This window comes from Alphaproteobacteria bacterium, assembly GCA_040218575.1.
Classification (GTDB): domain Bacteria; phylum Pseudomonadota; class Alphaproteobacteria; order JAVJRE01; family JAVJRE01; genus JAVJRE01.
This window is the reverse complement of record JAVJRE010000002.1, coordinates 1-22,196: the sequence shown is the minus strand read 5'-3', so window position 1 is coordinate 22,196 and position 22,196 is coordinate 1. Positions and strand designations below refer to the sequence as shown.

Here is a 22,196-nt window from a genome sequence, read left to right as displayed (position 1 = left end):
AGACCCATGTTTACCGGCATCATCACCGATGTGGGCCGTGTGCTCTCGGTCTCCACCGCGGGCGATACGCGTTTCGTCATCGCCACCCGCTATGACACGCCGGCGATCGCGCTTGGCGCCTCCATCGCTTGTTCCGGCGCGTGCCTGACGGTGGTTGATCGCGGCCGTGACGGTGCCGGCGATCTGGCGTGCTGGTTCGCCGTGGAGGCCTCGGCCGAAACGCTCGCCTGCACCACTCTGGGTGGCTGGCGGCCCGGTACGCCGGTCAATCTGGAACGGGCGCTGGCCATGGGAGACGAGCTGGGCGGCCATCTGGTGGCCGGCCATGTGGACGGGGTGGCCGAACTGCTGTCGGCGGAGCCCGACGGTGACAGCCGCAGACTGACAGTCGCCGTGCCGCCGGACCTGGCCGCCTATATCGCCGCCAAGGGATCGGTGACGCTGGATGGTGTCTCGCTGACGGTCAACCGCGTTGGTGACGGACGCTTTACCGTCAACATCATTCCGCACACTCAGAGCCAGACCACACTCGGCCGGTTGCGCCCCGGCGACCGTCTCAATCTGGAGGTGGATCTGCTGGCGCGTTATGTGGCGCGCCTGCTGGTCACCGCTGGCCACAAGGCGCCGGCGTCGTGAGCCGGCCCGCCGCCGCGCCGGCCGCGCCGCCGGTCCTTTCGGCGGCGGCGGCCATCGATGCGGCGCGCAATGGCCGCATCCTGGTGCTGGTTGACGACGAAGCGGCCGATGGATCGGCCGACCTGATGCTGCCGGCGCAGATGGCCACGCCCGACGCCATGGCCTTTATGACCGGCGGCAGCGGCGGCAGGGGCCCGCTGTGCCTGGCCTTGACCCGGCAGCGGGCGGAGCAGTTGGAGCTGCCGGTGCGCAGCGGCGGACACCTGGCCGATGGCCGTCTGGTGGGCGAGGCGGCTGATCGGGCGGAGCGCCCGGCGGCGGCCACCGCTCTTGCCATTCGCGCCCGCCACGCGGCGCCCGGCGAATCCCAGGCCGCCATGCCCGACGCGGCGCGCACCATTGCGGTGGCCATCGATCCCATGACGCGGCCGGCTGATCTGGTTTCGCCGGGCCATGTGCATCCGCTGACGGCCAGTGATGGCGGCGTCCTGGTGCGGGCCGGCCGGGCGGAGGCGGCAGTGGACATGGCCCGTCTCGCCGGCCTCAACCCGTCGGCGGTTCTTTGCCAGGTACTGGCCGGCGACGGTCGCCCGGCGCAGCGGGCCGATGTGCTCGCCTTCGCCGCCGCCAACGGTCTGGGCATCGCCACGATCGCCGGCTTGATCGCGCACCGCCGCCGCCACGACCGCATTGTGGAGCGGCGGTTGTCGGCCCCCTTCGACAGCGCCATCGGCGGTCGGTTCATGCTCCACCTCTACGTCAACACCGTCTCCTATGCCGAACATGTGGCGCTGGTGAAGGGCGATGTAGCGGGCGATGAGCCGGTTCTGGTGCGTATGCACGCGGTCAATGTCCTGTCGGACGTGCTGGGCGGCACGGCCGGCGGTCCGCCGATCCTGCACCAGGCCATGCGCCTGATCGCCGAGGCCGGGCGCGGCGTGGTGGTGCTCATCCGCGAAGCCCGACCGACCAGCCTGTCTGACCGTATCGCCCGTCTGCCGGGGCTGGCCGATGGCCATGGGACGGGCGAGGCGGCCGGCGCGGGCGCCAATGACAGCGCGGGCGATGCGGCGACACGGCCTGGCGCGGCGGAAGAGCTGCGCGATTATGGCGTGGGCGCGCAGGTTTTGCTCGATCTGGGTGTGCGCCATATGATCCTGCTGTCCAACCGGCCGCGCAGCTTTGTCGGTCTCGACGGCTATGGATTGACAGTTCACGAACAGCGACCGGTGCCGGCGGGCGCCGGCCCGTCATTCTGAGGGAGGCCGACCATGGCTGATACGCCGCATATCATGATTGTTGATTCCCGCTATCACACGGAGATCACCGACCAGTTGATCACTGGCGCCATGGCGGTGGTGGAAAAAGCCAACGCCACCTATGAACGGTTTTCCGTCCCCGGCGCCTTCGAACTGCCGGCGGCCATCCGCTTCGCCATCCGCTCCATGGACTTCAACAGCGTGCGCAACCGCTTCGACGGCTATGTGGCGCTTGGCTGCGTCATCCGTGGCGAGACCACGCACTACGATCATGTGTGCACCGAGGTCTCGCGCGCCCTGCAGCAACTGGCCGTGGACTACACTCTGGCGCTGGGCTTCGGCCTGCTCACCTGCGAGAACCGCGATCAGGCCATGGAGCGGGCCGACCCGGCCCGTCAGGACAAAGGCGGCCACGCGGTGACGGCCTGTCTGGCGCAGATTGAGCTCAAGCGCGCCTTTCGCCTCTATCCGCGATGAAGTCCACCATGCGGGCCCGCCATGAAGGATAGCCCGTGACCGTTGACCCGCCGGCCACCGCCCATGACGCCGAGCATCGTCGCGCCGCCCGTCTGGCCGCGGTGCAGGCGCTGTACCAGGCGGATGTCTCGGCCAGTCCGGCCGATCAGGTGGTCGCCGAGTTCCTGCGCCACCGGCTGGTCGGGCCGGATGCGGCGGAGGTCGGGGGGCGGGAGTCCGCGCCGGTAGTCGACCGGGCGTTTTTCGCCGCCACCGTGGAAGGCGCCGCCCGCGCCCACGACCGGCTCGACGCCGCGCTCAACCTCTGTCTGGACAAAGGCTGGCGCATGGAGCGGCTTGATCGGGTGCTGCGGGCGTTGCTGCGGGCGGCGGCATGGGAACTGGCCGACCGTGACGATATTCCCGTCGCCGTCACCATCGCCGAGTATGTGGCGATTGCCGATTCCTTCTTCACCGGACCGGAGCCGGCTCTGGCCAATGCGGTGCTTGACCGTTTCGCCCGCCAGGAACGCACCGCGGCAACGGCCGAGCCGACCTGAAACGTTTCTACCCTGGTCCAATGCCGGGATATTCCCATGGATGAGTTCGAAACCATTGCCCGTGTCTTTCGTCCGTTGGCGGCCCGCACACCGGAGGCGCTGGGCCTGGCCGATGACGCGGCGGTCTATACGCCGCCGGCCGGCCGCGACCTGGTGGTGACCACGGACCTGCTGGTGGCCGGCGTCCATTTCAGGCCCGACGACGCGCCCGACGCCATCGCCCGCAAGGCGGTGGGGGTCAATGTTTCCGATCTGTCGGCCATGGGCGCGACGGCGGCCGGCTTCACCCTGGCGCTGGCCCTGCCGGATGATCTGGCGGCCGGCTGGCTGGAGCGGTTCGCGGCCGGCCTGGCGGTGGAGCAAAGCAACATGTCCATTCGTCTGTGGGGCGGCGATCTCAGCCGTACACCGGGCCCGCTCACCCTGTCGGTCACGGCCATCGGCCATGTGCCGGCGGGTCGGGCGGTGCGCCGCAGCACCGCGGCGGTCGGCGATGAAGTGTGGGTGTCCGGTACCGTCGGCGACGGGGCGCTTGGTCTCGCCGTGCTCCAGGGGCGGCTGGCGGCTCTGCCGCGGGCGCGGCGCCAGGACCTGGTGACCCGCTACCATGTGCCGCCGTCGCGGGTCGAACTGGCGCCCTTCCTGCCGGACATGGCTACCGCCGCGATTGATCTGTCGGACGGACTGCTGGCCGATCTTGGCCATGTAGCGGAAGAATCCGCCGTGGCGGCGACCGTGGCGCTAGACCTTGTGCCGCGTTCGGTTGCCGTTCGTGCGGCGCTGGCGCTGGAACCGGACCTGCTCGATCTGTCGCTTACCGGCGGCGATGATTACGAACTGCTGTTTACGGTGCCGGCGGGCACCGATGTGGAGGCCCTGACACCCGGCCGTCTGTGCCGCGTCACCCGCATCGGCGCGATCACGGCCGGATCCGGTGTGACAATTTGCGATCAGGCCGGCCGGCCATTGGTCTTCGAGCGGCAGGGATGGCGCCATTCCTGGCCCGCCGGCACGGCGCGTTAACCGGTCCTGAACCGCTAGGGTGCGTAATAGGGCGTCGCCATCCCGCCGGTATATACGCGCCCATTAACAGCCGTCCGCATCGCCATGAGCCTCAAGAAAATCGGCATAGTCGCCGGCGCGCTTGTCATCGGTATCGGCGGCGGCCTCTTCCTGTGGCAGTATCTGACGCCACCGCCCCGGACCGAGATCGTGGACGCCGCTCTGGCCGAGCCTCGCGAGGTTCTGCTGGATACCTTTGTGCTGGCGCTGACCGGCGAACAGGCCGAAGTGCCGCGCGCCGCCATCTCCGTGTGGGTGACGGTGGCCATGGTGTCAGAGCAGGATCATGTGACCCATGCCTTGCCCAGACTGCGCCAGACGGTATTTCTGACCCTGACCGATGCAACGCGGCGGGGCGTCGTGCCGCCGCCGGTACAGCTCACCACATTGCTGGCCGGCGCCCTGACGGCCGACTTGCCGGCGTCCGTCGCCAGTACGGTGCGGGTCCACCGGCTGGCGCCCGGTGAGGAGGCGCCAGTGCCGGCGACGAAGGCCGAGCCTGCCACGGCCTCGTCCGGCGGTCATTGACCGGCGCGGCAGCGACTCGCGCACGGTCGCGACCCGCGCACCAAAGCCTGCGGCGCCAGGCCGCTACGGACCCGCTTCCGGCGGTGGGAACGAAGCTGTAATGTCCCGCGCCATGGCAACACCCCCTCTGGCCGACTCTCCCCTGGCGGAAGTCCGCGCCCACTCCCGTCTTACCATTTTGCTTCTGGCCATGGCCCAGGGCCTTGGCATGACCGGCCAGTCGATCATCGGCACCACCACCATACTGGTGGGCACATCGCTCGCCTGGTCGCCAAAACTCGGTACCCTGCCGCTGGCTCTGTCGTTTGTTGCGACCATGCTGGGGACCATGCCGGCGGCCCTGCTTATGCGCGCCATCGGTCGCCGGGCCGGGTTCATGATCGGCACCGTCATCGCCATGGTCGGGGCGGCGCTGTGCACATGGGCCATCTTCGAAGCCGATTTCATCATGCTGTGCGTCGGCATGTTCATCATCGGCATCTTCGCCGCCTTCATGCAGCAGTATCGTTTCGCCGCGGTTGAGGCGGCGGAAGACTCGTTCAAGCCCAAGGCGGTCTCCTACGTTCTGGCCGGTGGCGTGGTTGCCGGGCTTATCGGCCCGCAACTGGCCACCTCCGCCGCTGGCATGTTTGAACCCATTCTGTTCGCCGGCAGTTATCTGGTGATGATTGCCCTGCATCTTGCCGCCTTCTTCACGCTGATGTTTATCAAGGTGCCGCGCCTGACGGCAGCGGAGCGCAAGTCCGGCGGCCGGCCTCTGTCACAGATTATCCGCCAGCCCATGTTCATCGTCGCCGCCGTCGGTGCGGCCTTCGGCTTCGGCATCATGAATCTGGTGATGGTCTCCACCCCGCTGGCGATCACCGCCCACGATCATGCCTTGCCGGTGGTTGGCTGGGTCATCTCGGCTCACATCGTTGCCATGTTCGCCCCGTCCTTCATTACCGGCGCGCTGATCAAGAAGTTCGGCGTCCTGCAGGTGATGGCCGCCGGTGTGGCGCTCTACGCGGTGTGTATCGCCGTCAATCTCTCCGGCACCAATGTGGCCAATTTCTTCGGCGGCCTCATCGCCCTTGGGCTCGGCTGGAACTTCCTGTTCGTCGGCGGCACCACCCTGCTGACCGAGACCTATCATCCGACAGAGCGGGCCAAGACCCAGGGCTTCAACGATTTCCTGATCTTCGGCACGGTGGCCACCACCGCCCTGTCGTCGGCCATCCTCTATGACATCTTCGGCTGGCTGTCGCTCAATCTGGCGGTCATCATTCCCACCGCCTTGATCGGCCTGGCGCTGGCCTGGGGCATAGCCCTCAAGCGTCGCGCCGCGCGAATGGCGCCGGCGGAGTAGTCGGGAGACCCTATCTTTCAGCCAGACCGGCGCCGACGGCTCCGGTCGGGCCGGCCGGTTGCGCCGGTTTTCGCCTTCTGCCATTGTCCGCCGCCGTCGTCCGCCGGTCTTTGCCGGATGCGTTTGATGGCGACAGGCGCAGGTTTTCAGGGAAATACACCGGGTCGGGAGAGTCCAGCGATGCAGACCATCGAGTGGCTGATTGTTGCCAGCGGCGTGCTGGCCATTCTGTACGGCATTGTCACTAGCCGCAGCATCATCGCCGCCGCCGCCGGGAACGACCGGATGCAGGAGATCGCCGGCGCCATTCAGGAAGGCGCGCAGGCCTATCTCAGCCGGCAATACACCACCATCGGCATTGTCGGCGTGGTCTTGTGCGTTGGCCTGGGCGCGCTGCTCGGCCTGAAAGTGGCGATCGGTTTTGCCATTGGCGCGATCCTCTCCAGCGTCGCCGGCTTCATCGGCATGAACGTTTCGGTCCGCGCCAATGTGCGCACCACCGAGGCGGCCCGCAGCGGCGGCCTGGCGCCGGCCCTCAACATCGCCTTCAAGTCGGGCGCCGTCACCGGCATGCTGGTGGTTGGCCTCGGCTTGCTTGGCGTCGCTGGCTACTACTTCGTCCTCAAGGCGCTGGGGACCGATCTTCTCCACATGATCGAAGCCCTGGTTGCGCTCAGCTTCGGCGGCTCGCTCATTTCCATTTTTGCCCGTCTCGGCGGCGGTATCTTCACCAAGGGCGCCGATGTGGGCGGCGATATGGTGGGCAAGATCGAGGCCGGCATTCCCGAGGACGACCCGCGCAATCCGGCGGCCATTGCCGACTCCGTCGGCGACAATGTGGGCGACTGCGCCGGTATGGCGGCCGATTTGTTTGAGACCTACGCGGTGACCATCGTCGCCACCATGCTGCTGGCCTCCATCTTCTTCACCGGTGTTGATCTGGAGCAAATGCTGCTTTTCCCGCTGGTGATCGGCGGCGTCTGCATCATTGGCTCGCTGGTGGGCTCCTATTTCGTTCGTCTCGGCGCCTCCAACAACATCATGAACGCCCTCTACAAGGGCCTGGTGGTCACCGCCGTGCTGTCGGCCGTGCTCATCGCCGGCGCTATCTGGTGGTTGTGGGGCTTTGACCACACGGTCAGCCTGAACGGCGAGCCAATCAGTCTGCGTCTGCTGTATTACTGTGCGCTGGTCGGCCTCGCCGTCACCGGCCTGCTGGTGTGGATCACGGAGTATTACACCGCCACCCGCTATCGCCCGGTGCGCCAGATCGCTCAGGCGTCGGAAACCGGCCACGGCACCAATGTCATTCAGGGGCTTGCCGTCTCCATGGAAGCGACCGCGCTGCCGGTGATCGTCATCGCCGCCGGTATCGTCGCCTCGTTTCAGTTGGCGGGCCTGTTCGGCATTTCCGTCGCCGCCACGACCATGCTGGCTCTGGCCGGAATGGTGGTTGCGCTCGATGCCTATGGGCCGGTCACCGACAATGCCGGCGGTATCGCGGAAATGGCTGACCTGCCGCCGGAAGTGCGGCGGACCACCGATGCCCTGGACGCCGTGGGCAATACCACCAAGGCGGTGACCAAGGGCTATGCCATCGGCTCGGCCGGCCTCGCTGCCCTGGTGCTGTTTGCCGCCTATACAGAAGAACTGTCCCGGCTGTTCCCGGGCCTGGCCGGTGACGTCACCTTCCGGCTGCAGGATCCCTACGTGGTGGTCGGCCTCTTCATCGGCGGCTTGCTGCCGTATCTGTTCGGCTCCATGGCCATGATGGCGGTGGGCCGCGCCGGCCAGCAGGTGGTGCACGAGGTGCGCCGTCAGTTCCGCGAGATCAAGGGCATCATGGAAGGGACGGCGCGGCCGGAATACGGCCGGGCAGTCGACCTCCTGACCCGCGCGGCGATCCGCGAGATGATTCTGCCGTCGCTTCTGCCGATCCTGGCGCCAGTCGTGCTGTGGCTGGTGATTTGGACCGTTGCCGGCCAGTTGCAGGCCTTTATTGCGGTCGGCGCCATGCTGCTCGGCACCATTGTCACTGGTCTCTTCGTCGCCATTTCCATGACCAGCGGCGGCGGCGCCTGGGACAATGCCAAGAAGTATATTGAGGACGGCAACCACGGTGGCAAAGGCTCCGACGCTCACAAGGCGGCGGTGACCGGCGACACGGTGGGAGACCCCTACAAGGACACCGCCGGTCCGGCGATCAATCCGATGATCAAGATCACCAACATCGTCGCCTTGCTGATGCTGGTGATTCTCGCCGCATAACCGGCGGAACGACCGTCGCCGGCCGCACGTGCCGCACGGGCCGGGGACGAAAGCAGAGAAAAGGGCCGCACCGGTCGCGCGGCCCTTTTCATTGGTGGCGTCTATTGAGGTCGGCGGGCCCGGAAGCGGCCTGCTCTACTGCGTCGGAATATTGCCCGTCACCGGTCGTTCGGTGCCGGCAAACCGGCCAAAATTGCCGAATAATTGCTGCAACAGCGTCAGCTCGTTGCCCAGGGTCGGTGTCGTCCGTCCGACCGGCGTTACGGTCTTGCCATCCGCCATGGTGTATCGCCGCGTATCCTGCACCCGGCCACTGTCGTCAAACTCAACCAGGAAAATGTCGCGGGAGACGATTTCCGGCGTGAAGAACGCGACCTGCTTCTGGACCTGCGAGAAGTAGATCCAGACATTTCCATCGAATGGCGCGATGAAGGACGGCGAGCCCAGGGCCTCGGCCACCTGCGGCTGGGTCGCCTGGCTGGAGGCGATTTCCGCTTCCCGTTCGGCGTCGGGCACATGACCATGCAGACTGAGGGTTTCGGCGCAGGCGGCCAGCGAAAGGGTGAGGGCGGTCAGGCCGGCGCCAAGCACAAGCCGCAGCCCGCCGCGTCGCCGCCCGCCTGATCGGCGTGCGCCTGCCGGATGCGTCAGCGACGCAGGGGCTGGACGGGATTTTCTGGCTTGGCCATTTTTCACGCGCGGTATGCTCCTGGGGATGGGCTCCAACTGACGTGGGCTCCAACACTGTGGCGCAGCGTCGCCGCAATTGGCAGGGCCCTGCGCGACAAGCGGCCGGATACTTGGCACTCGCCCGGAAACCTGTCAATAACGCGGAACCGCACTGGCGGGCTTTCTCCGGTGCGGCCGCCGGTGCGGCGCCCCGGCTTTATGTTGCGGTATTGTCCCTGGTTTGCCTGGATGGTCTGGCTGATATGTTCCTGTCGCGCCTTCTGATATCGCCTGCCGGACGAGCTCGTCGCGCTGCGGCGGTCGCGCTTTACACTGCCGCCGTGGCGCAGGCTCGCCAGCCGGTGTTCTATCGTGCCGACGGCTTTGCCGTAGCCGATTCCGTGGATGGGCGATTTGACCTGATTGCGCTGCATGTGGGGCTGGTGTTGCTGCGCTGTCATGAGGAGGGGCCGGCCCTCGACGAACTGAGCCGGCGCGTGTCCGCCGCCTTCGTTGACGATATGGATATCAGCCTGCGCGAAATGGGGGCCGGTGATATGGGGGTGGCGCCGCGTATGCGGCGCATGGCCCGGGCCTTCTACGGCCGGCTCGACACCTATGGCGCACTGCTTCGTCAGTCGCCGCCGGGTCTGCCGTCGGCCGCCCTGGCCGATGCCTTGTGGCGCAATATCTGGCGCGGCGGCGACGGGGACCACGGACAGTTGCCGGCTGCCGCGGCGCTCGCCGCCTATGCGGTGGCGGCACGTGACGCGCTTCGCGCCTGGCCGGCGGCGCAGTTGGCGGCCGGAAAGCTGCGGCTACCGTCGCCTGACCCCTTTGTGCCGGCCCTGGCCCCGGTCGGAGCGGCGCAATGACGGCCGCGCCGCCTGCCGCGCCGCCGCCACCGGAAATGTCCCGGCCATTGCCGCTGGAAGCCCTGTCGGGCGGTCCCGTGGTGCGCCGCATCACGGCCAGCCCCCATGAGCAGACGGCGCTGGCCCGCCGGTTTGCCTTGCTGGCGCTTGACTCCCTGAGCGCCGAGCTGACGATTTCCCGACCGCGCCATGACGGGCCTGTGGCGGTGCGTGGCCGGCTCTGCGCAGAGATTGTCCAGCGCTGTGTGGCGACCCTCGAACCGGTCCCCGAACACATCGACGAAACATTCGAGGTGTTTTTCAGCGACGAGCCGCAACCAACTGAATATGAAGCGGAATCCTATGATCCGTATGCCGGGGATGTGGAACCGCTGCCGAGCGGGCCGCTGGATCTGGGAGAAGTTGTCGCCCAGCAACTGGGCCTGGCCATGAACCCGTGGCCACGCCACCGCGATGCACCGGAACCGGCGGCCGACAGCAGCGGCCGACAGCGGCCGCTGGCTGATCTGAAGGCGGCTTTGGCCCGGCGTCAGGCGAAAGGCAGCGGGGACCGCGGCTAGCCGGACGGCTGCGGTCACGGGCCGGGAGGTGCCCACCGGGTGCCGCCGGCCGGCTTGCACCGCGTGGCGCCACCATGCGGTCTGGGCGCCGTCTGCGGAGCTTCTGCTTGCCTCGTGTTGCGCCCGGTTGCTACCGGTTGTCGTCGCGCCGCTTGCCGCGTTCGGGCTTTTTGGCTACACAGACGCCTCTATTCCCGGTAGATACCTGCTGGCTTGGACCGGCCGGGGCTGGCTTGGACCGGCTGCTGGCCGGCGGCATGACGCACAAGGGTGCAAAGGAAGCACGACGATGGCTGTTCCAAAGCAAAAAAAGTCGCAATCGAAGCGCAATATGCGACGTTCCCATGATGCGCTGACGCCGGCTGCCAATATTGAGTGTCCCAACTGTGGCGAGCGCAAGCGACCGCACCATCTGTGCGCACAGTGCGGATATTATGACGGCCGCGAGGTCGTTGAGCAGGCGACGGCCTGACGGACCAGGCTGGTCCTGGCGCGCGGCCGGGCGAGGGTGCTGACGTGACTGCCTCCGGGACCGAGCCTCTGACGATTGCGCTGGACGCCATGGGCGGCGATCAGGCGCCGGAGATGGTCATCGCCGGGGCCGCTCTTGCCCGTGTTCGCTATCCGGAAGTGCGCTTTCTCCTTTTTGGCGACGAAGCCCGCATCGGCTCGCTGGCCGCCGCTCACCCGGCACTGGCCGAGGCGGCGCGCATCGTCCACACGCCGGACGCTGTCAGCAACGAGGAAAAACCGTCCATTGCCATTCGGCAGGGTCGCCAGAGCAGCATGTGGCTGGCCATACAGGCGGTGAAAGACGGCCAGGCCGATGGTGTCGTCTCCGCTGGCAATACCGGCGCGCTGATGGCCATGTCCAAGCTCATCCTGCGGACTCTGCCGGGCATAGACCGGCCGGCCATCGCCAGCATCTTTCCCACTGAGCGTGGCGAGAGCGTCATGCTCGATCTCGGCGCCAATGTGGAGTGCGATGCCCGTCACCTGGTACAGTTTGCGGTAATGGGGGAGGTTTTTGCCCGCTGTGTGCTGGGTATCGAGCGGCCGAGCGTTGCCCTGCTCAATATCGGCGAGGAAGACGTCAAGGGTCATGCGGAGATCCGTGCCGCTGCCGACACGCTGGACGACGCACAACTGCCCATCACCTTCACCGGCTTTGTGGAAGGTAATGATCTGCCGGCGGGAACCGTCGATGTGGTGGTGACCGATGGCTTTACCGGCAATGTGGCGCTCAAGGTGGCCGAGGGCACAGCCCGGCTTTACAGCCATTTCCTGCGCCGCGCCTTTGCCAACTCACTGCTGGCCCGCCTTGGCTATGTGCTGGCCCGCAACGTCCTGCGCCAGGTGTCGCAGCGGACTGACCCGCGGTATTACAACGGCGCCATGTTTCTGGGGCTCAACGGCGTGGTGGTGAAGAGCCACGGCGGTACCGACGCCATCGGCTTCGCCAACGCGGTTGGCGTGGCGGTGGATCTGCTGCGCCATGGCGCCAATGAGCAGATTGGCCGCGATTACGCCGCTCTGGGGTCGGCTCTCGACGCCGATAAGCGGGCCGCGGCGCAGTAATGGCGGTCGTCCTGATGGTGCCGCGGTCGCCGCGGGCGCGGCGGCCATGAACGGCGGCCCGTCCCCCGCCCTGTTGCGGGCGCGCATAACCGGCTGTGGCGCTGCCCTGCCGGCCCGCATTGTGGACAATGAAGAGCTGGCCCGCACGGTCGATACCTCCGACGCCTGGATCCGCGAGCGCACCGGCATCCACCAGCGTCACGTGGCGGCGGATGGCGAGATGACTTCCGACCTGGCGGTGGCGGCGGCGACGGCGGCGCTTGCCCACGCCGGGGTCGCGGCCGACCAGGTGGATGCGGTGATTCTGGCGACCACCACCCCTGACCAGACCTTTCCGGCGACGGCGACCACCGTTCAGGCCCGTCTCGGCATGACCCGCGGCTTCGCCTTTGATATCCAGGCGGTATGCGCCGGCTTCATCTTTGCCCTGGCCCAGGCCGACAATTTCATCCGTCTCGGCCAGGCCCGGACCGTGCTGGTCATCGGCGCCGAGACTTTCTCCCGTCTGGTTGACTGGAGCGACCGCGCCACCTGCGTCCTGTTCGGCGACGGGGCTGGCGCCGTGCTGCTGCAGGCCACCGCCGGCGATGGCGGCCTGGAGATGCCGGGTATTCACTCGGTCCACCTGCACACCGACGGCCGCCAGGCCGGCCTGCTGCACACCGATGGCGGTCCGTCTTCCACGGGCACCACCGGCCATGTGCGCATGAACGGGCGCGAGGTCTTTCGCCACGCCGTCAGAAACCTGGCCGATGCGGTGGACGAAACCCTGACCCACCATGGTCTGGCCCCATCGGCCATCGACTGGATCGTGCCGCACCAGGCCAATCGGCGGATTCTCGAAGGCACCGCCCAGCGTCTCAACCTGCCGCTGGAGCGGGTGGTGATGACCATTGACCACCACGCCAACACCTCCGCCGCGTCGGTGCCGCTGGCCCTGGCCGAGGCGGTGGCCGATGGTCGCATTCAGCCGGGCCATCTGCTGCTGCTGGAGGCCATGGGCGGCGGCTTCGCCTGGGGCTCGGCGCTGGTCCGCTGGTAGCTGCCCCGCCGACTTCCGCCAAAGTCCGGCGGCACCATTCAACGGCGCTTCAATCTCACCATTTATGCCATTGTAATTGACCGTTTAATTGGCATGCGCTAGCGTTCCTTCAAAGAAGGGGGGCCGGATGGCGCAGAACACCGTGACACGAGCACAACTGGCCGAAGTGCTGTTCCAGCAGGTCGGCCTGTCGCGCAATGAATCGGCAGCTCTTGTGGAGTCCGTTCTGGACGAGGTGGCGGATGCCTTGGCGCGTAATGAGCCGGTCAAGATTTCATCGTTTGGCAGTTTTGCCGTCCGCCATAAGGGTTCGCGCATTGGCCGCAACCCCAAGACCGGTGAGGAAGTGCCCATTCTGCCGCGTCAGGTTCTGGTATTTCGCGCCAGCCACGTGTTGAAGGACCGCATTAATGCGGAGATGTCGGCTGCTGAGGACGGCGCGGCCGACGCGGCGTCTGATGATGGTCAGCGGATGCCGGCGGGCGCTGCGCCTGATCGTGGCTGAGCCGCCTGCCGCCGGGGCGCCCCGCCGCCGGTCGGTGCCCGACAAATCGACTGCCGGCAAGTCGTCCGAGGCGTTCCGCACCATCAGCGAAGTGGCCGCCGATCTGGACGTGCCGCAGCACGTGCTGCGTTTCTGGGAAACCAAGTTCAGCCAGGTCCGGCCGCTCAAACGGGGCGGCGGTCGCCGCTACTATCGGCCGGAAGATGTGGCTCTGCTGCGCCGCATCCGTCATCTGCTTTACGCTGACGGCTTCACCATCAAGGGCGTGCAGAAGATCCTGCGCGGCCGGTCCGGCGGCCCGGCGGGCGCTTCCACCGGTGATGACGCCGCCGGCGTGGCCGCGGCGTCTGCCGACAGCGCCGGCCCGGCCGGCCCGGCGGCGGGCGACCCGTCGTCTGACGGCCCGGGCAGCGCCGCCGGCGGCGCAGCGGCTGCATCCTCTACCCTGGCCTCGGCCAGTCCGGCGGCGGCGGTTCCCGCGGCCGGCCTCAGACGTGAGCTGGAGATTGTCCGCCGCGAACTGGAGCGGGTGCGCAGCCTGCTGGCCGGGGTCCGCCGCAAGCCTGATTGACCGCCCGGTCGTCTCCGTCCGCTTAGCCGCCGTCCGCTTATGAGCCCTTGCCGCGGCGGCGGCGCGTTGCACCGCTGCCGGTCGCCTCTTATAGTCCCGCCGGCCGGGCGGCCGGCGGTATCAACGGAGCGTAGCGCAGCCTGGTAGCGCATCAGTCTGGGGGACTGAGGGTCGTGGGTTCAAATCCCGCCGCTCCGACCAGCCGCCGCCGGTCGGTGGCGCATCCCCCGCCTAAATAGCACTTTAGAGTTGGCAGTTAACCCATTGGTTTTCTGCTGATTTTCCTATCCGCGATTGCCGCCGTAGGCCTGGCTGAACAGAGCGCCGCTGCTGAACCGATCGTGGCCCAGGCCGGCGATGGCCGCATTCTCCGCCGGCTGCAGCAAAGACGTGGCAAGACCACGCGCCAGGGCCGGGGCGATCTTGAAGCCATGGCCGCTGCCGCCCCAGGCATCCGCATAACCGGCCAGGCCGTCGCGGACACCGCTCACCGGATACCAGTCGGGCGAGACGTCATAGAGCGCCGCATAGGTGTCGGCCAGGCGCATGCCCTTCATGCCGGCGAAGCGGTTTTCCACCCGCCGGCGCACGTCGGCGACGAAATCATCTTCCACCGCGTGCCGGTAATTGTCCGGGTCCACCGTCTCATAGTCCTTGGGAAAGCCGCGGCCGAGCGTATAGCGGCCATAGCCCATGGGCCGCAGATAGATGGCGTCCACCGCGTTGGAGATGGAGGTGGTCGGCACCGGCCGACCGGCCTCGCTGATCCAGATGGTGTCCAGTTCGCGGGTCACCGTCAGGCGCGTCTCGATGGCCGCGGTGCGGGCCAGGGATCCGGCCCACGGCCCGGCCGCATTGACCACCATGCCGGCGGCGATGTCGTCCGTATCGGTGACGACGCCGCTTACCCGGTCGCCCTGGCGGGTGAGCCGCCGCACCGCCGTCGCCAGCCGCACTTCGCCGCCCAGATCGGCAAAGGCTTTTACATAGGCGCGGGTTGAAAGGTGCGGGTCGGCGAAACCGCCATCGGGCTCGTAGGCAACGCCGGCCACGCCGTCGGGATTAAGGCCCGGAATGATGTCCCTGGCCGCCTCGGCACTCATCATGCGGGACTCGATGCCCAGCGCCTTCTGGCGCTCCAGGTTCTTCTTCGCGCCCGCCAGCACGTCTTTCGGCAGCAGCATGCACCAGCCGGTGCGCACATAGCCCATGGGGTAGCCGGTTTCCTCCGGCAGGGACTTGAAGATGGCCACGCTGTCGCGGGCCAGCGCCAGCAGAACATCGTTGGAGTAGTGCTGGCGGACGATGGCCGCGCTCTGGCCGGTGCCGCCGGCGGCGGGCTGGCCGCGGTCCAGCAGGACCACCCGGCCGGCTTTGGCCTTGGCCAGATAATAGGCCGTGGCGGCCCCGGTGATGCCGGCGCCGACAATGACGAAATCGGCCGTATTCGGCTTTGCCCCGCTCATGCTCTTCATCTCCCGCTGAATCGTGTCCCGCTGGCGCCGGACCGCCTGTGGTCGGCCAGCCGGCGGCGAGTGGAGGGCGTGTTTCCGCCGGATGCAAGGGCGCTCCCCGCCGCCGCGGCCGGCTGCCGCCCGGCCGCCATCGTCGGCAAATGTTCCTGTCGTTAATAGAGCGTTAACGACAGCTATCCGATGCTTCGTTCACGCCGCACTTTCTGCGCCTGGCGGATGATCGGGTCGACCGCTCGCCGCCGGGATTCAGGGGTAGGACAAAGTGGACGGGCGGTCCTGGGTCAGCGAGGCGGATCTATGCCCCTTGTGGTGATAGTTGACGACCGGATTACGAACCGACGCATTCTGTCGAAGCTCGCCACCACCCTGGAGGCGGGCACGACGGTGCGCGATTTCGCCGAGCCGCCCGCCGCCCTGGCCTGGCTCCGGCAGAACACGCCGGACCTGGTGGTCACCGACTTCAACATGCCCGGCATGAATGGCGCGGAGTTCACCCAGGCCATCCGTCGCGAGCCGTCCCTGGCCAATGTGCCGGTGGTGGTGGTCACCGCTTATGAAGACAAGTCCTACCGCTATCAAGCGCTGGAGGCCGGGGCCACGGACTTCCTGCTGAGCCCGGTGGACCATCATGAGTTTCGCAGCCGTTGCCGCAACCTTCTGACGCTCGAGCGGCAGCGTCGCCAGCTCAAGGAGCGGGCCGAACTGCTCGAACGCAAACTCATGCGTGACAGCGAGGCCCATGCCGCAGCCCTGCAGCAGAGCCACCAACGCCTGCTGCGGGTCATCGACGCGGTTCCGGCGATGATCTCGGCCACCGACAATGCCGGCCGCGTCGTGTTCATGAACAGCTTTGAGGCGCAACTGCTCGGCACCACGCCGGATGAGGCGGCGGGCCGCACACCGGCCGATATTGATCCGCATGGCTACGGCACGCGCTCGCTGGCGCTCGACCGGATGATCTTTGACCTGGGGGAGGCGCCTGCGCCGTTCGACGAAACGATCTCGTTCAACGGGGATGACCGGACCTTTCACCTGACCAAGATGGCGTTGCGGGACGGGGCCGGGCGGGTTGCCAATGTGGTGACAGTCGGCTTCGACATTACAGAGCGCAAGGCGGCGTCCAGAGCGCTGGAAGAGGCAAAGAACGCGGCGGAAACGGCGAATCGCCTGAAGACGGAGTTCCTCGCCAATATGAGCCACGAGCTGCGTACGCCGCTCAATGCCATCATCGGCTTCGCCAGCATGATGAACCAGCAGGTGCTGGGCCCCGTCGGCACGCCACGGTATGTGGACTATGCCCATGACATTGCCGGCAGCGCATCGCACCTGCTGGACATCATCAACGACATTCTGGACGTATCGCGCATCGAAGCCGGCGTTCTCGACCTGCATGACGAATGGGTGGAGATGGCCACGACGATCAATGACGCTGTTCGCGCGGTTAGCGAGGAGGCCAGCGGCCGGCGGGTTCAGATCGTCATCAATATGGAACCGGAACTGCCGCCCCTGCGCGCCGATTCGGCGCGTCTGCAGCAGGTTATCGTCAACCTTCTATCCAATGCCGTAAAGGCCTCCAGCGATGGCGGCGAGGTCTATGTGAACGCACTGGAGCGTGACGGATCGATCATCGTTGCTATCGCCGACCGTGGCTGCGGCATGGATTCGGCTGAAATCAGCACCGCCCTGTCGCGCTTTGGCTATCTGGAAAACGTCATGACCCGGCGTCATGCCGGCGCCGGTCTGGGCCTGCCCCTGGCCAATGACCTGGTGCGGCTGCATGGCGGCCGATTGGATGTGGAAAGCCGCAAGGGGCAGGGCACGACCATGACCGTCATCCTGCCGATCCGCCGGCCGGAGCCAGGGCACCAAGGCGCCGAACCCGTCGCCGGTCTCGATTCGCCCCTCTCCTCCCAGGGGTCCGTCTGACCATGGCGAATCTGGCCGAACCCAGAGTCGCACCGGACGGGTCGTCCCGGCCGGTGATCGACAATCAGCCTGCGCCGGCCCGTCGCCGGTCCCGCCGACGCGCCGCGCTGGTCGCCGGCCTGCTGGCGGTCGCCGCCGGTCTCGGCGTCGCGTCGGAGGCCATCGGCCTGGTTGCCACCGACCTGTGGCAGGGTCCACAGACGGCTTCCCTGCTGGTTCTGGGTGTGCTCGTGGCTTTGCCCCTGATCGCCGCGGTGCAGGTGGCCCGCCAGGGCCTGGCCACGGTCGCGCACACATGGGCGACCCGGCCCGACAGCGAGCATGAACAGGTCGTATTGCGGGTTCTTCTGGTATCGCTGATCGTCGGCTATCTGGTCCTGACCGTCGGCCACGACTCCGGCAATGCCGCGCGGCTTGCGCTCATCGGCATGACCATCGGTCTGGCCATAAGCTGGTTGTTCCTGATCCATATTCTGGCCCGTCCCGCGACCTCGGTCATCCGTCGTCATCTGGCCATGCTGGCGGAGAATGGCATCCTGACAGTGGCCCTTCACTTCGGCGGCGAAGTGATGACCGCGTGGTGGCTGATCTATCTGTGGATCACCTTTGGCTACGGTTTTCGCTACGGTGTGCGCTATCTGCTCACCTGCGCCGCCATGGCGGTCGCCGGGTTTACGTTTGTCGTTCTGAATACGCCGTACTGGCAGTCCAATCCGGTAATGGGCGGCGCCCTGATTGCCGCCCTGGTCCTGCTGCCGGCTTATGTCTCGACCTTGATCCGCTCGCTGACAGAAGCAAAGGCGGCGGCCGAGGAGGCCAACCGCGCCAAGAGCCGCTTTGTCGCCAATATGAGCCATGAGCTGCGTACGCCGCTCAACGCCATTATCGGATTGTCAAACCTGCTGGTGGGCACGCGCCTGGCGCGCGATCAGCGTGACATGGTCTCGACGGTGAACAGCTCCGGTCATGTCCTGCTGGACCTGATCAACGACATTCTGGACATATCGAAAATCGAAGCCGGCAAGTTCTCGATCTATTTCGAGGACTTCGATCTGCACGAGGTCGTCGCCAATGTCCGGCGAATCCTCCGCACCCAGGCGCGCGACAAGTCACTCTTCCTGTCGGCCCGCGTTGCGGCCGATGTGCCGTGGCGCTTGCGCGGTGACCCCAAGCATCTGCAACAGGTGCTGACCAACCTTGTCGCCAATGCGGTCAAGTTCACCGAAGAGGGCGGTGTGATCGTGGACGTGCGGTTGGAGCAAGTCACGCCCAGCGCCGCGACACTGGTGTTTGAGGTCAGGGACACCGGTATCGGTATTTCCGAGCAGGCGCTGGAGTCCATCTTCGCCAGTTTTGTCCAGGCCGACGACTCCATCAGCCGGCGTTATGGCGGCACCGGTCTGGGGCTCGCCATCTCCAAGCAGCTCGTAGAGGCGATGGGCGGCGAAATCAGTGTCGAATCCGCCATAGGTGTGGGCAGCTCGTTCCGCTTCAAAATCCCCTTTGTTCGCCAGGAGGGACAACTTGAATCACGGCTAGAGCCTGTCGGTCACGACGGTGTTCGCGTGCTGCTGGTCGGGCCGCGCAATGAAGAAGCCATGCGTCTTGAAGCCATGCTCACATCGTGGCAAATCGACGCCCAGCCGGTGGAGACCGTGCCGGCGCTGCGCAATGCCGTCGCCGGCTATTCCGTGGAGGATACGGCCCGGCTGGTCTTCATCCTGCAGGGCGAAGACAGAAGCTTCAACTGGCCCGCTCTCATTGGCGAGGTGAAAGACCACTTCGATCTGCTGGACCCGGCCTTTGTCTTGTTGGATGGGGCCTCCGCCGATAGTGAAGCCTCGGCCCTCAGCGGCGATATGGATTGCGTTCTCCGGGCCGGGTTCACGCCACTTCAACTCAATGCGGCTCTGCGTGCCCTGTGCATCCAGAGCGACGGCGATACGGTTGTCGGCCGACCCGTCGCCGACCTGCCCGACCTTAACGGTGTGCGGGTTCTGGTGGCGGAAGACAACAGCACCAACCGCCTTGTCATCGGCCGTATCCTGGATCGTGCGGGGATCGACCATCGTATCGTCGAAGACGGGGAATCAGCGCTCAATGCCCTGGACGAGGAAGAGTTCGATCTGGTGCTCATGGACATCAACATGCCGCGGATGAGCGGGGTCGAGGCCGTCAAGATGTACCGCTTCGCCCACACCGAAGAGCCGCACCTGCCAATCGTTGCCCTGACGGCGGACGCCACAACCGAGGCACAGGCCCTGTGTCTGGAAGCCGGCATGGACGGCTATGTCACCAAGCCCGTGGATGCGCCGACCCTGCTGCGTACCATCGCCGAGTTGCTTCCGGCGCGGAAGTCTCTCCAGGCCGTGCCGCTGCCTGCGCCCACGGACCAGACCGTAACGTCGCTTGCCAGCCATCCGCGATTTAGCTCCGGCGAGGACAGCGAAGACTATGACGAGCCCATCATTGACCGTAATGCCCTGGCAGAACTGCGGGCGCTGGATCCCGATCCGTCGTTCGTGGTCGAGGTGATCGATGATTACCTGCGTGATGCGACGACGGTGACGCGCGAGATGGATCGGGCGCTGGAGCGGCAGGATATCGCCGCTTTGCGTGACCACGCTCACTCGCTCAAGAGCTCTTCGGCCAATGTCGGCGCGCGCCGGCTGGCGAACGTCCTGCAAGGCTTCCGTACCATGACCGAGCGGGACTTGCGCGATGACGGACGTGAGCGGATCGCCAGGGTTCAGCGGGAGTTCGCCCGCGTCTCCAGCGAACTCAATGCCCAGGTGGCGACGGAGCGTGTGCGCCGCCGTGTCGGCGCGCCGGACTGATCACCGGCGGGCCCGGCCCGGACTTATCAAGCCGGGCTTAACTGGTCAGGGCGCTGGCCAGGGGGAGTCTGGCCGGATCGAATCAGGCCGATAATGGACTGACGAGCCCGGCCGCGGCCGCCCGCGCGCGCCGTTTGTCCTGCGCCGCCGCCAGTCGCTCCATCTTTGCCAGGTCACGTTCACTCAGCGTGAGAGCGGTATCCACCCACATGGTGGCGATATCCAGCATCTCATCACGGCTTATGGGGTGGTAGATCTGCCGTGCGCGATAGATCGCCCGATGGGCGTTGAAGCGGTCCCGGTTGCGGTCAACATGGTCGAGGAATCCCTCGACGCCCTTACCGGGTTCGGTCAGTACGTCGATTACGCCAACATCGTGCAACTCTTCAGCCGTATGGATTCGGCCGGAGAAGATCAACCGCTCGGCATAGGCGGCGCTGATGCGTCGGGCCAGGAAGCTGTAGGCGCCCATGCCGGGAAACAGGTTGAACAGCACTTCCGGCAGGCCGAACTTGGATCCTTTCTCGGCGACCAGAAGGTTGCTCGACAGGGCCGCTTCGAATCCACCGCCCAGCGCATCACCTTGAATCAGCGACACCGTGACAATCGGCAGATTGAGGTTGACGGCGTTGCGATAGCCTTCGCCGACCACTGCATGAGCATAGGTCAGAAGGCCATCGCGGTCCCGCCGGCGTATACGCTCGGCGAAATAGCGCAGATCACCGCCTAGGTTCCACACCCCCGGCATATCGGATGCCCACACCATATAGCGCAGCGGTCCTGTTTCGGGCGATCGGCCCGCCCCGGCATGAAGATCAACCACCGCACTCTGCACCCGGCTGATGTCGTCCAGCAGGGCCGGCGTAAAGCTGGGCCGCCCCGCAAAGGCAAACCGACACCACAGGATTCCCGCGCCGCGATCAATCGTCACGCGCATCTCTTTCAGCGGAAGGGCCTCGATCTCGTCGAGCGAAGTAATCCGCGCGGGTGGCTGTTTGCGGCCGGTCGTACGTACCGCGGGCTTCGCGTGTGGCCGGAGGTGGATGACCGGCGTACTGTCGTTCGTAGCGACCTCGCCCGAACGGGCGGGCGCGCTGAGCGGCGCCAGGCGACTGGTCTCCGGCAAGTCCGTCGGACTCTTGGTCATCGGCCATCTCCCCTGCTTCAGGCCAGCGCTAGAGCGGCCCCCGACCGCACCCGTTAACGATTATGGCCGGATTTTATCCACAATCGCAAGCCACTAGCCGTTATGGTTAAGACGTCAGCTAGGCCGTGACGTGGACCCGTCTGACGGCAAGGGCCAAAGCTGGCGGGCCACGCGTTACAGGCGCTGGCCTGTCTGCCCGGCGAATTCGCCACCGGGGACGCCCGACGGACACGGCAAGCTGTCGGCAGGCGGCATGTGTATGCGCGTGGCAGCGGTCCTGGCCCGCGACGCCGCTCCCGGTGCGGCTCCCTGCACGAATCCCGGCAATGTGAAGGAAAGACGCAGACTGCCCGTTGCGGGACGGGGCCGGCGAGCCTAGTTTGGCGTAGGAGCGTGAATCCGGAATGAACCGGTTCCGCCATCCTGCCCGTGGACACTTTAGGGAGGGGAAACCCTATGACGAAACAGTTGCGGAAAGAGGGTGAGCTTCACCCTTATGTTCCCGAACTGCAGCGCCAGCTTTCCGAAGGCCAGATCGGCCGGCGGGATTTTGTGCGGACGGCAACCATGCTTGGCATGTCGGCGACGGCGGCCTATGCCACCGCCGGCAAGATCACCGGCACGAAGGCTGTGCCACAGGCCAAGGCGGCGGAGATGCCGGCCGGCGGCACCGCTACGCTGGCGGCGCGCATTCAGGACTTCACCAACCCGCACGCCGATAGCTGGTCGAACGTGGGCATTCGCGCCAACTACGACTATCTGACCAAGACCCACGTGGACAATGTGACCCGGCCCATGCTGCTGGAGAGCTGGAGCGCCAGCGACGATCTCCGCACCTGGGAGATGAAGGTCCGTCCCGGCGTCAAGTTCCACAATGGCCGGCAGTTCACCGCC

Annotated in this window: 21 protein-coding genes and 1 tRNA gene; 19 read left to right on the top strand and 3 right to left on the bottom strand. The window is 66.5% G+C overall.

The window, feature by feature from the left end:
* Positions 1 to 6: 6 nt before the first annotated feature.
* From RIE31_01645 to RIE31_01610, 8 genes are all read left to right on the top strand, one after another.
* Positions 7 to 636 (top strand): riboflavin synthase, encoded by a 630-nt coding sequence (locus tag RIE31_01645; GenBank protein ID MEQ8639306.1) that lies wholly within the window; start codon positions 7 to 9, stop codon positions 634 to 636.
* Entirely contained in the window at positions 633 to 1,895 is a 1,263-nt protein-coding gene (locus RIE31_01640; GenBank protein ID MEQ8639305.1) for a 3,4-dihydroxy-2-butanone-4-phosphate synthase, read from the top strand. The genes RIE31_01645 and RIE31_01640 overlap by 4 nt, the downstream gene beginning before the upstream one ends.
* Positions 1,896 to 1,907: 12 nt before the next feature.
* On the top strand, positions 1,908 to 2,372 hold the full coding sequence (locus RIE31_01635) for a 6,7-dimethyl-8-ribityllumazine synthase (GenBank protein MEQ8639304.1): 465 nt from the start codon (positions 1,908 to 1,910) through the stop codon (positions 2,370 to 2,372).
* 35 nt (positions 2,373 to 2,407) lie between these two features.
* On the top strand, positions 2,408 to 2,911 hold the full coding sequence (gene nusB, locus RIE31_01630) for a transcription antitermination factor NusB (GenBank protein ID MEQ8639303.1): 504 nt from the start codon (positions 2,408 to 2,410) through the stop codon (positions 2,909 to 2,911).
* Positions 2,912 to 2,947: 36 nt separating this feature from the next.
* Positions 2,948 to 3,934 (top strand): thiamine-phosphate kinase, encoded by a 987-nt coding sequence (gene thiL, locus RIE31_01625; protein MEQ8639302.1) that lies wholly within the window; start codon positions 2,948 to 2,950, stop codon positions 3,932 to 3,934.
* 84 nt (positions 3,935 to 4,018) lie between these two features.
* On the top strand, positions 4,019 to 4,501 hold the full coding sequence (locus RIE31_01620; protein MEQ8639301.1) for a hypothetical protein: 483 nt from the start codon (positions 4,019 to 4,021) through the stop codon (positions 4,499 to 4,501).
* Positions 4,502 to 4,613: 112 nt separating this feature from the next.
* Positions 4,614 to 5,849 carry an MFS transporter gene (locus RIE31_01615; GenBank protein MEQ8639300.1) on the top strand — a complete coding sequence of 412 codons (1,236 nt, stop codon included), beginning with the start codon at positions 4,614 to 4,616 and terminating at the stop codon, positions 5,847 to 5,849.
* A 180-nt stretch (positions 5,850 to 6,029) separates the two neighbouring features.
* On the top strand, positions 6,030 to 8,117 hold the full coding sequence (locus RIE31_01610; protein ID MEQ8639299.1) for a sodium-translocating pyrophosphatase: 2,088 nt from the start codon (positions 6,030 to 6,032) through the stop codon (positions 8,115 to 8,117).
* A 135-nt stretch (positions 8,118 to 8,252) separates the two neighbouring features.
* Here the strand turns inward: RIE31_01610 and bamE are convergent, their stop codons facing one another.
* Entirely contained in the window at positions 8,253 to 8,708 is a 456-nt protein-coding gene (gene bamE, locus RIE31_01605; GenBank protein ID MEQ8639298.1) for an outer membrane protein assembly factor BamE, read from the bottom strand.
* A gap of 341 nt (positions 8,709 to 9,049) precedes the next feature.
* Between bamE and RIE31_01600 the strand changes: the two genes are divergently transcribed.
* From RIE31_01600 to RIE31_01565, 8 genes are all read left to right on the top strand, one after another.
* Entirely contained in the window at positions 9,050 to 9,661 is a 612-nt protein-coding gene (locus RIE31_01600) for a ubiquinol-cytochrome C chaperone family protein (GenBank protein ID MEQ8639297.1), read from the top strand.
* Positions 9,658 to 10,221, top strand: a complete 564-nt coding sequence (locus RIE31_01595; GenBank protein ID MEQ8639296.1) for a DUF177 domain-containing protein — start codon at positions 9,658 to 9,660, stop codon at positions 10,219 to 10,221. Before RIE31_01600 ends, RIE31_01595 begins: the two co-directional genes overlap by 4 nt.
* A 289-nt stretch (positions 10,222 to 10,510) precedes the next feature.
* Positions 10,511 to 10,693 (top strand): 50S ribosomal protein L32, encoded by a 183-nt coding sequence (rpmF, locus tag RIE31_01590; protein MEQ8639295.1) that lies wholly within the window; start codon positions 10,511 to 10,513, stop codon positions 10,691 to 10,693.
* A 44-nt stretch (positions 10,694 to 10,737) separates the two neighbouring features.
* On the top strand, positions 10,738 to 11,799 hold the full coding sequence (gene plsX, locus RIE31_01585) for a phosphate acyltransferase PlsX (GenBank protein ID MEQ8639294.1): 1,062 nt from the start codon (positions 10,738 to 10,740) through the stop codon (positions 11,797 to 11,799).
* A gap of 46 nt (positions 11,800 to 11,845) precedes the next feature.
* Complete coding sequence (locus RIE31_01580) at positions 11,846 to 12,841, top strand: beta-ketoacyl-ACP synthase III (GenBank protein ID MEQ8639293.1); 996 nt, start codon at positions 11,846 to 11,848, stop codon at positions 12,839 to 12,841.
* Between the two features lie 127 nt (positions 12,842 to 12,968).
* Entirely contained in the window at positions 12,969 to 13,346 is a 378-nt protein-coding gene (locus tag RIE31_01575; GenBank protein ID MEQ8639292.1) for an integration host factor subunit alpha, read from the top strand.
* 34 nt (positions 13,347 to 13,380) lie between these two features.
* Positions 13,381 to 13,917, top strand: coding sequence for a MerR family transcriptional regulator (locus RIE31_01570; protein MEQ8639291.1), 537 nt, complete (start codon positions 13,381 to 13,383; stop codon positions 13,915 to 13,917).
* Positions 13,918 to 14,041: 124 nt separating this feature from the next.
* Positions 14,042 to 14,118, top strand: a tRNA-Pro gene (locus RIE31_01565).
* A gap of 83 nt (positions 14,119 to 14,201) precedes the next feature.
* On the opposite strand, the gene RIE31_01560 is transcribed toward RIE31_01565, so the two are convergent.
* On the bottom strand, positions 14,202 to 15,383 hold the full coding sequence (locus RIE31_01560) for an FAD-binding oxidoreductase (protein ID MEQ8639290.1): 1,182 nt from the start codon (positions 15,381 to 15,383) through the stop codon (positions 14,202 to 14,204).
* Positions 15,384 to 15,689: 306 nt separating this feature from the next.
* Here RIE31_01560 and RIE31_01555 point away from each other — a divergent pair, with 306 nt between their 5' ends.
* Both RIE31_01555 and RIE31_01550 read left to right on the top strand, forming a co-directional pair.
* Complete coding sequence (locus RIE31_01555) at positions 15,690 to 17,318, top strand: response regulator (protein MEQ8639289.1); 1,629 nt, start codon at positions 15,690 to 15,692, stop codon at positions 17,316 to 17,318.
* Positions 17,319 to 17,320: 2 nt separating this feature from the next.
* Positions 17,321 to 20,155 carry an ATP-binding protein gene (locus tag RIE31_01550; GenBank protein MEQ8639288.1) on the top strand — a complete coding sequence of 945 codons (2,835 nt, stop codon included), beginning with the start codon at positions 17,321 to 17,323 and terminating at the stop codon, positions 20,153 to 20,155.
* Between the two features lie 82 nt (positions 20,156 to 20,237).
* Here RIE31_01550 and RIE31_01545 read toward each other — a convergent pair whose 3' ends face one another.
* Positions 20,238 to 21,302, bottom strand: a complete 1,065-nt coding sequence (locus RIE31_01545) for a crotonase/enoyl-CoA hydratase family protein (GenBank protein ID MEQ8639287.1) — start codon at positions 21,300 to 21,302, stop codon at positions 20,238 to 20,240.
* Positions 21,303 to 21,758: 456 nt separating this feature from the next.
* Here RIE31_01545 and RIE31_01540 point away from each other — a divergent pair.
* A partial coding sequence (locus RIE31_01540) for an ABC transporter substrate-binding protein (protein ID MEQ8639286.1) occupies positions 21,759 to 22,196 on the top strand: 438 nt, incomplete at its 3' end.

Coding starts and splice junctions, on each gene's coding strand:
- RIE31_01645 (MEQ8639306.1), top strand. CDS start 7: ATGTTTACCGGCATCATCACCGATGTGGGCCGTGTGCTCTCGGTCTCC.
- RIE31_01635 (MEQ8639304.1), top strand. CDS start 1,908: ATGGCTGATACGCCGCATATCATGATTGTTGATTCCCGCTATCACACG.
- thiL (MEQ8639302.1), top strand. CDS start 2,948: ATGGATGAGTTCGAAACCATTGCCCGTGTCTTTCGTCCGTTGGCGGCC.
- RIE31_01620 (MEQ8639301.1), top strand. CDS start 4,019: ATGAGCCTCAAGAAAATCGGCATAGTCGCCGGCGCGCTTGTCATCGGT.
- RIE31_01615 (MEQ8639300.1), top strand. CDS start 4,614: ATGGCAACACCCCCTCTGGCCGACTCTCCCCTGGCGGAAGTCCGCGCC.
- RIE31_01610 (MEQ8639299.1), top strand. CDS start 6,030: ATGCAGACCATCGAGTGGCTGATTGTTGCCAGCGGCGTGCTGGCCATT.
- RIE31_01600 (MEQ8639297.1), top strand. CDS start 9,050: ATGTTCCTGTCGCGCCTTCTGATATCGCCTGCCGGACGAGCTCGTCGC.
- RIE31_01595 (MEQ8639296.1), top strand. CDS start 9,658: ATGACGGCCGCGCCGCCTGCCGCGCCGCCGCCACCGGAAATGTCCCGG.
- rpmF (MEQ8639295.1), top strand. CDS start 10,511: ATGGCTGTTCCAAAGCAAAAAAAGTCGCAATCGAAGCGCAATATGCGA.
- RIE31_01580 (MEQ8639293.1), top strand. CDS start 11,846: ATGAACGGCGGCCCGTCCCCCGCCCTGTTGCGGGCGCGCATAACCGGC.
- RIE31_01575 (MEQ8639292.1), top strand. CDS start 12,969: ATGGCGCAGAACACCGTGACACGAGCACAACTGGCCGAAGTGCTGTTC.
- RIE31_01560 (MEQ8639290.1), bottom strand. CDS start 15,383: ATGAGCGGGGCAAAGCCGAATACGGCCGATTTCGTCATTGTCGGCGCC.
- RIE31_01555 (MEQ8639289.1), top strand. CDS start 15,690: ATGCCCCTTGTGGTGATAGTTGACGACCGGATTACGAACCGACGCATT.
- RIE31_01550 (MEQ8639288.1), top strand. CDS start 17,321: ATGGCGAATCTGGCCGAACCCAGAGTCGCACCGGACGGGTCGTCCCGG.
- RIE31_01545 (MEQ8639287.1), bottom strand. CDS start 21,302: ATGACCAAGAGTCCGACGGACTTGCCGGAGACCAGTCGCCTGGCGCCG.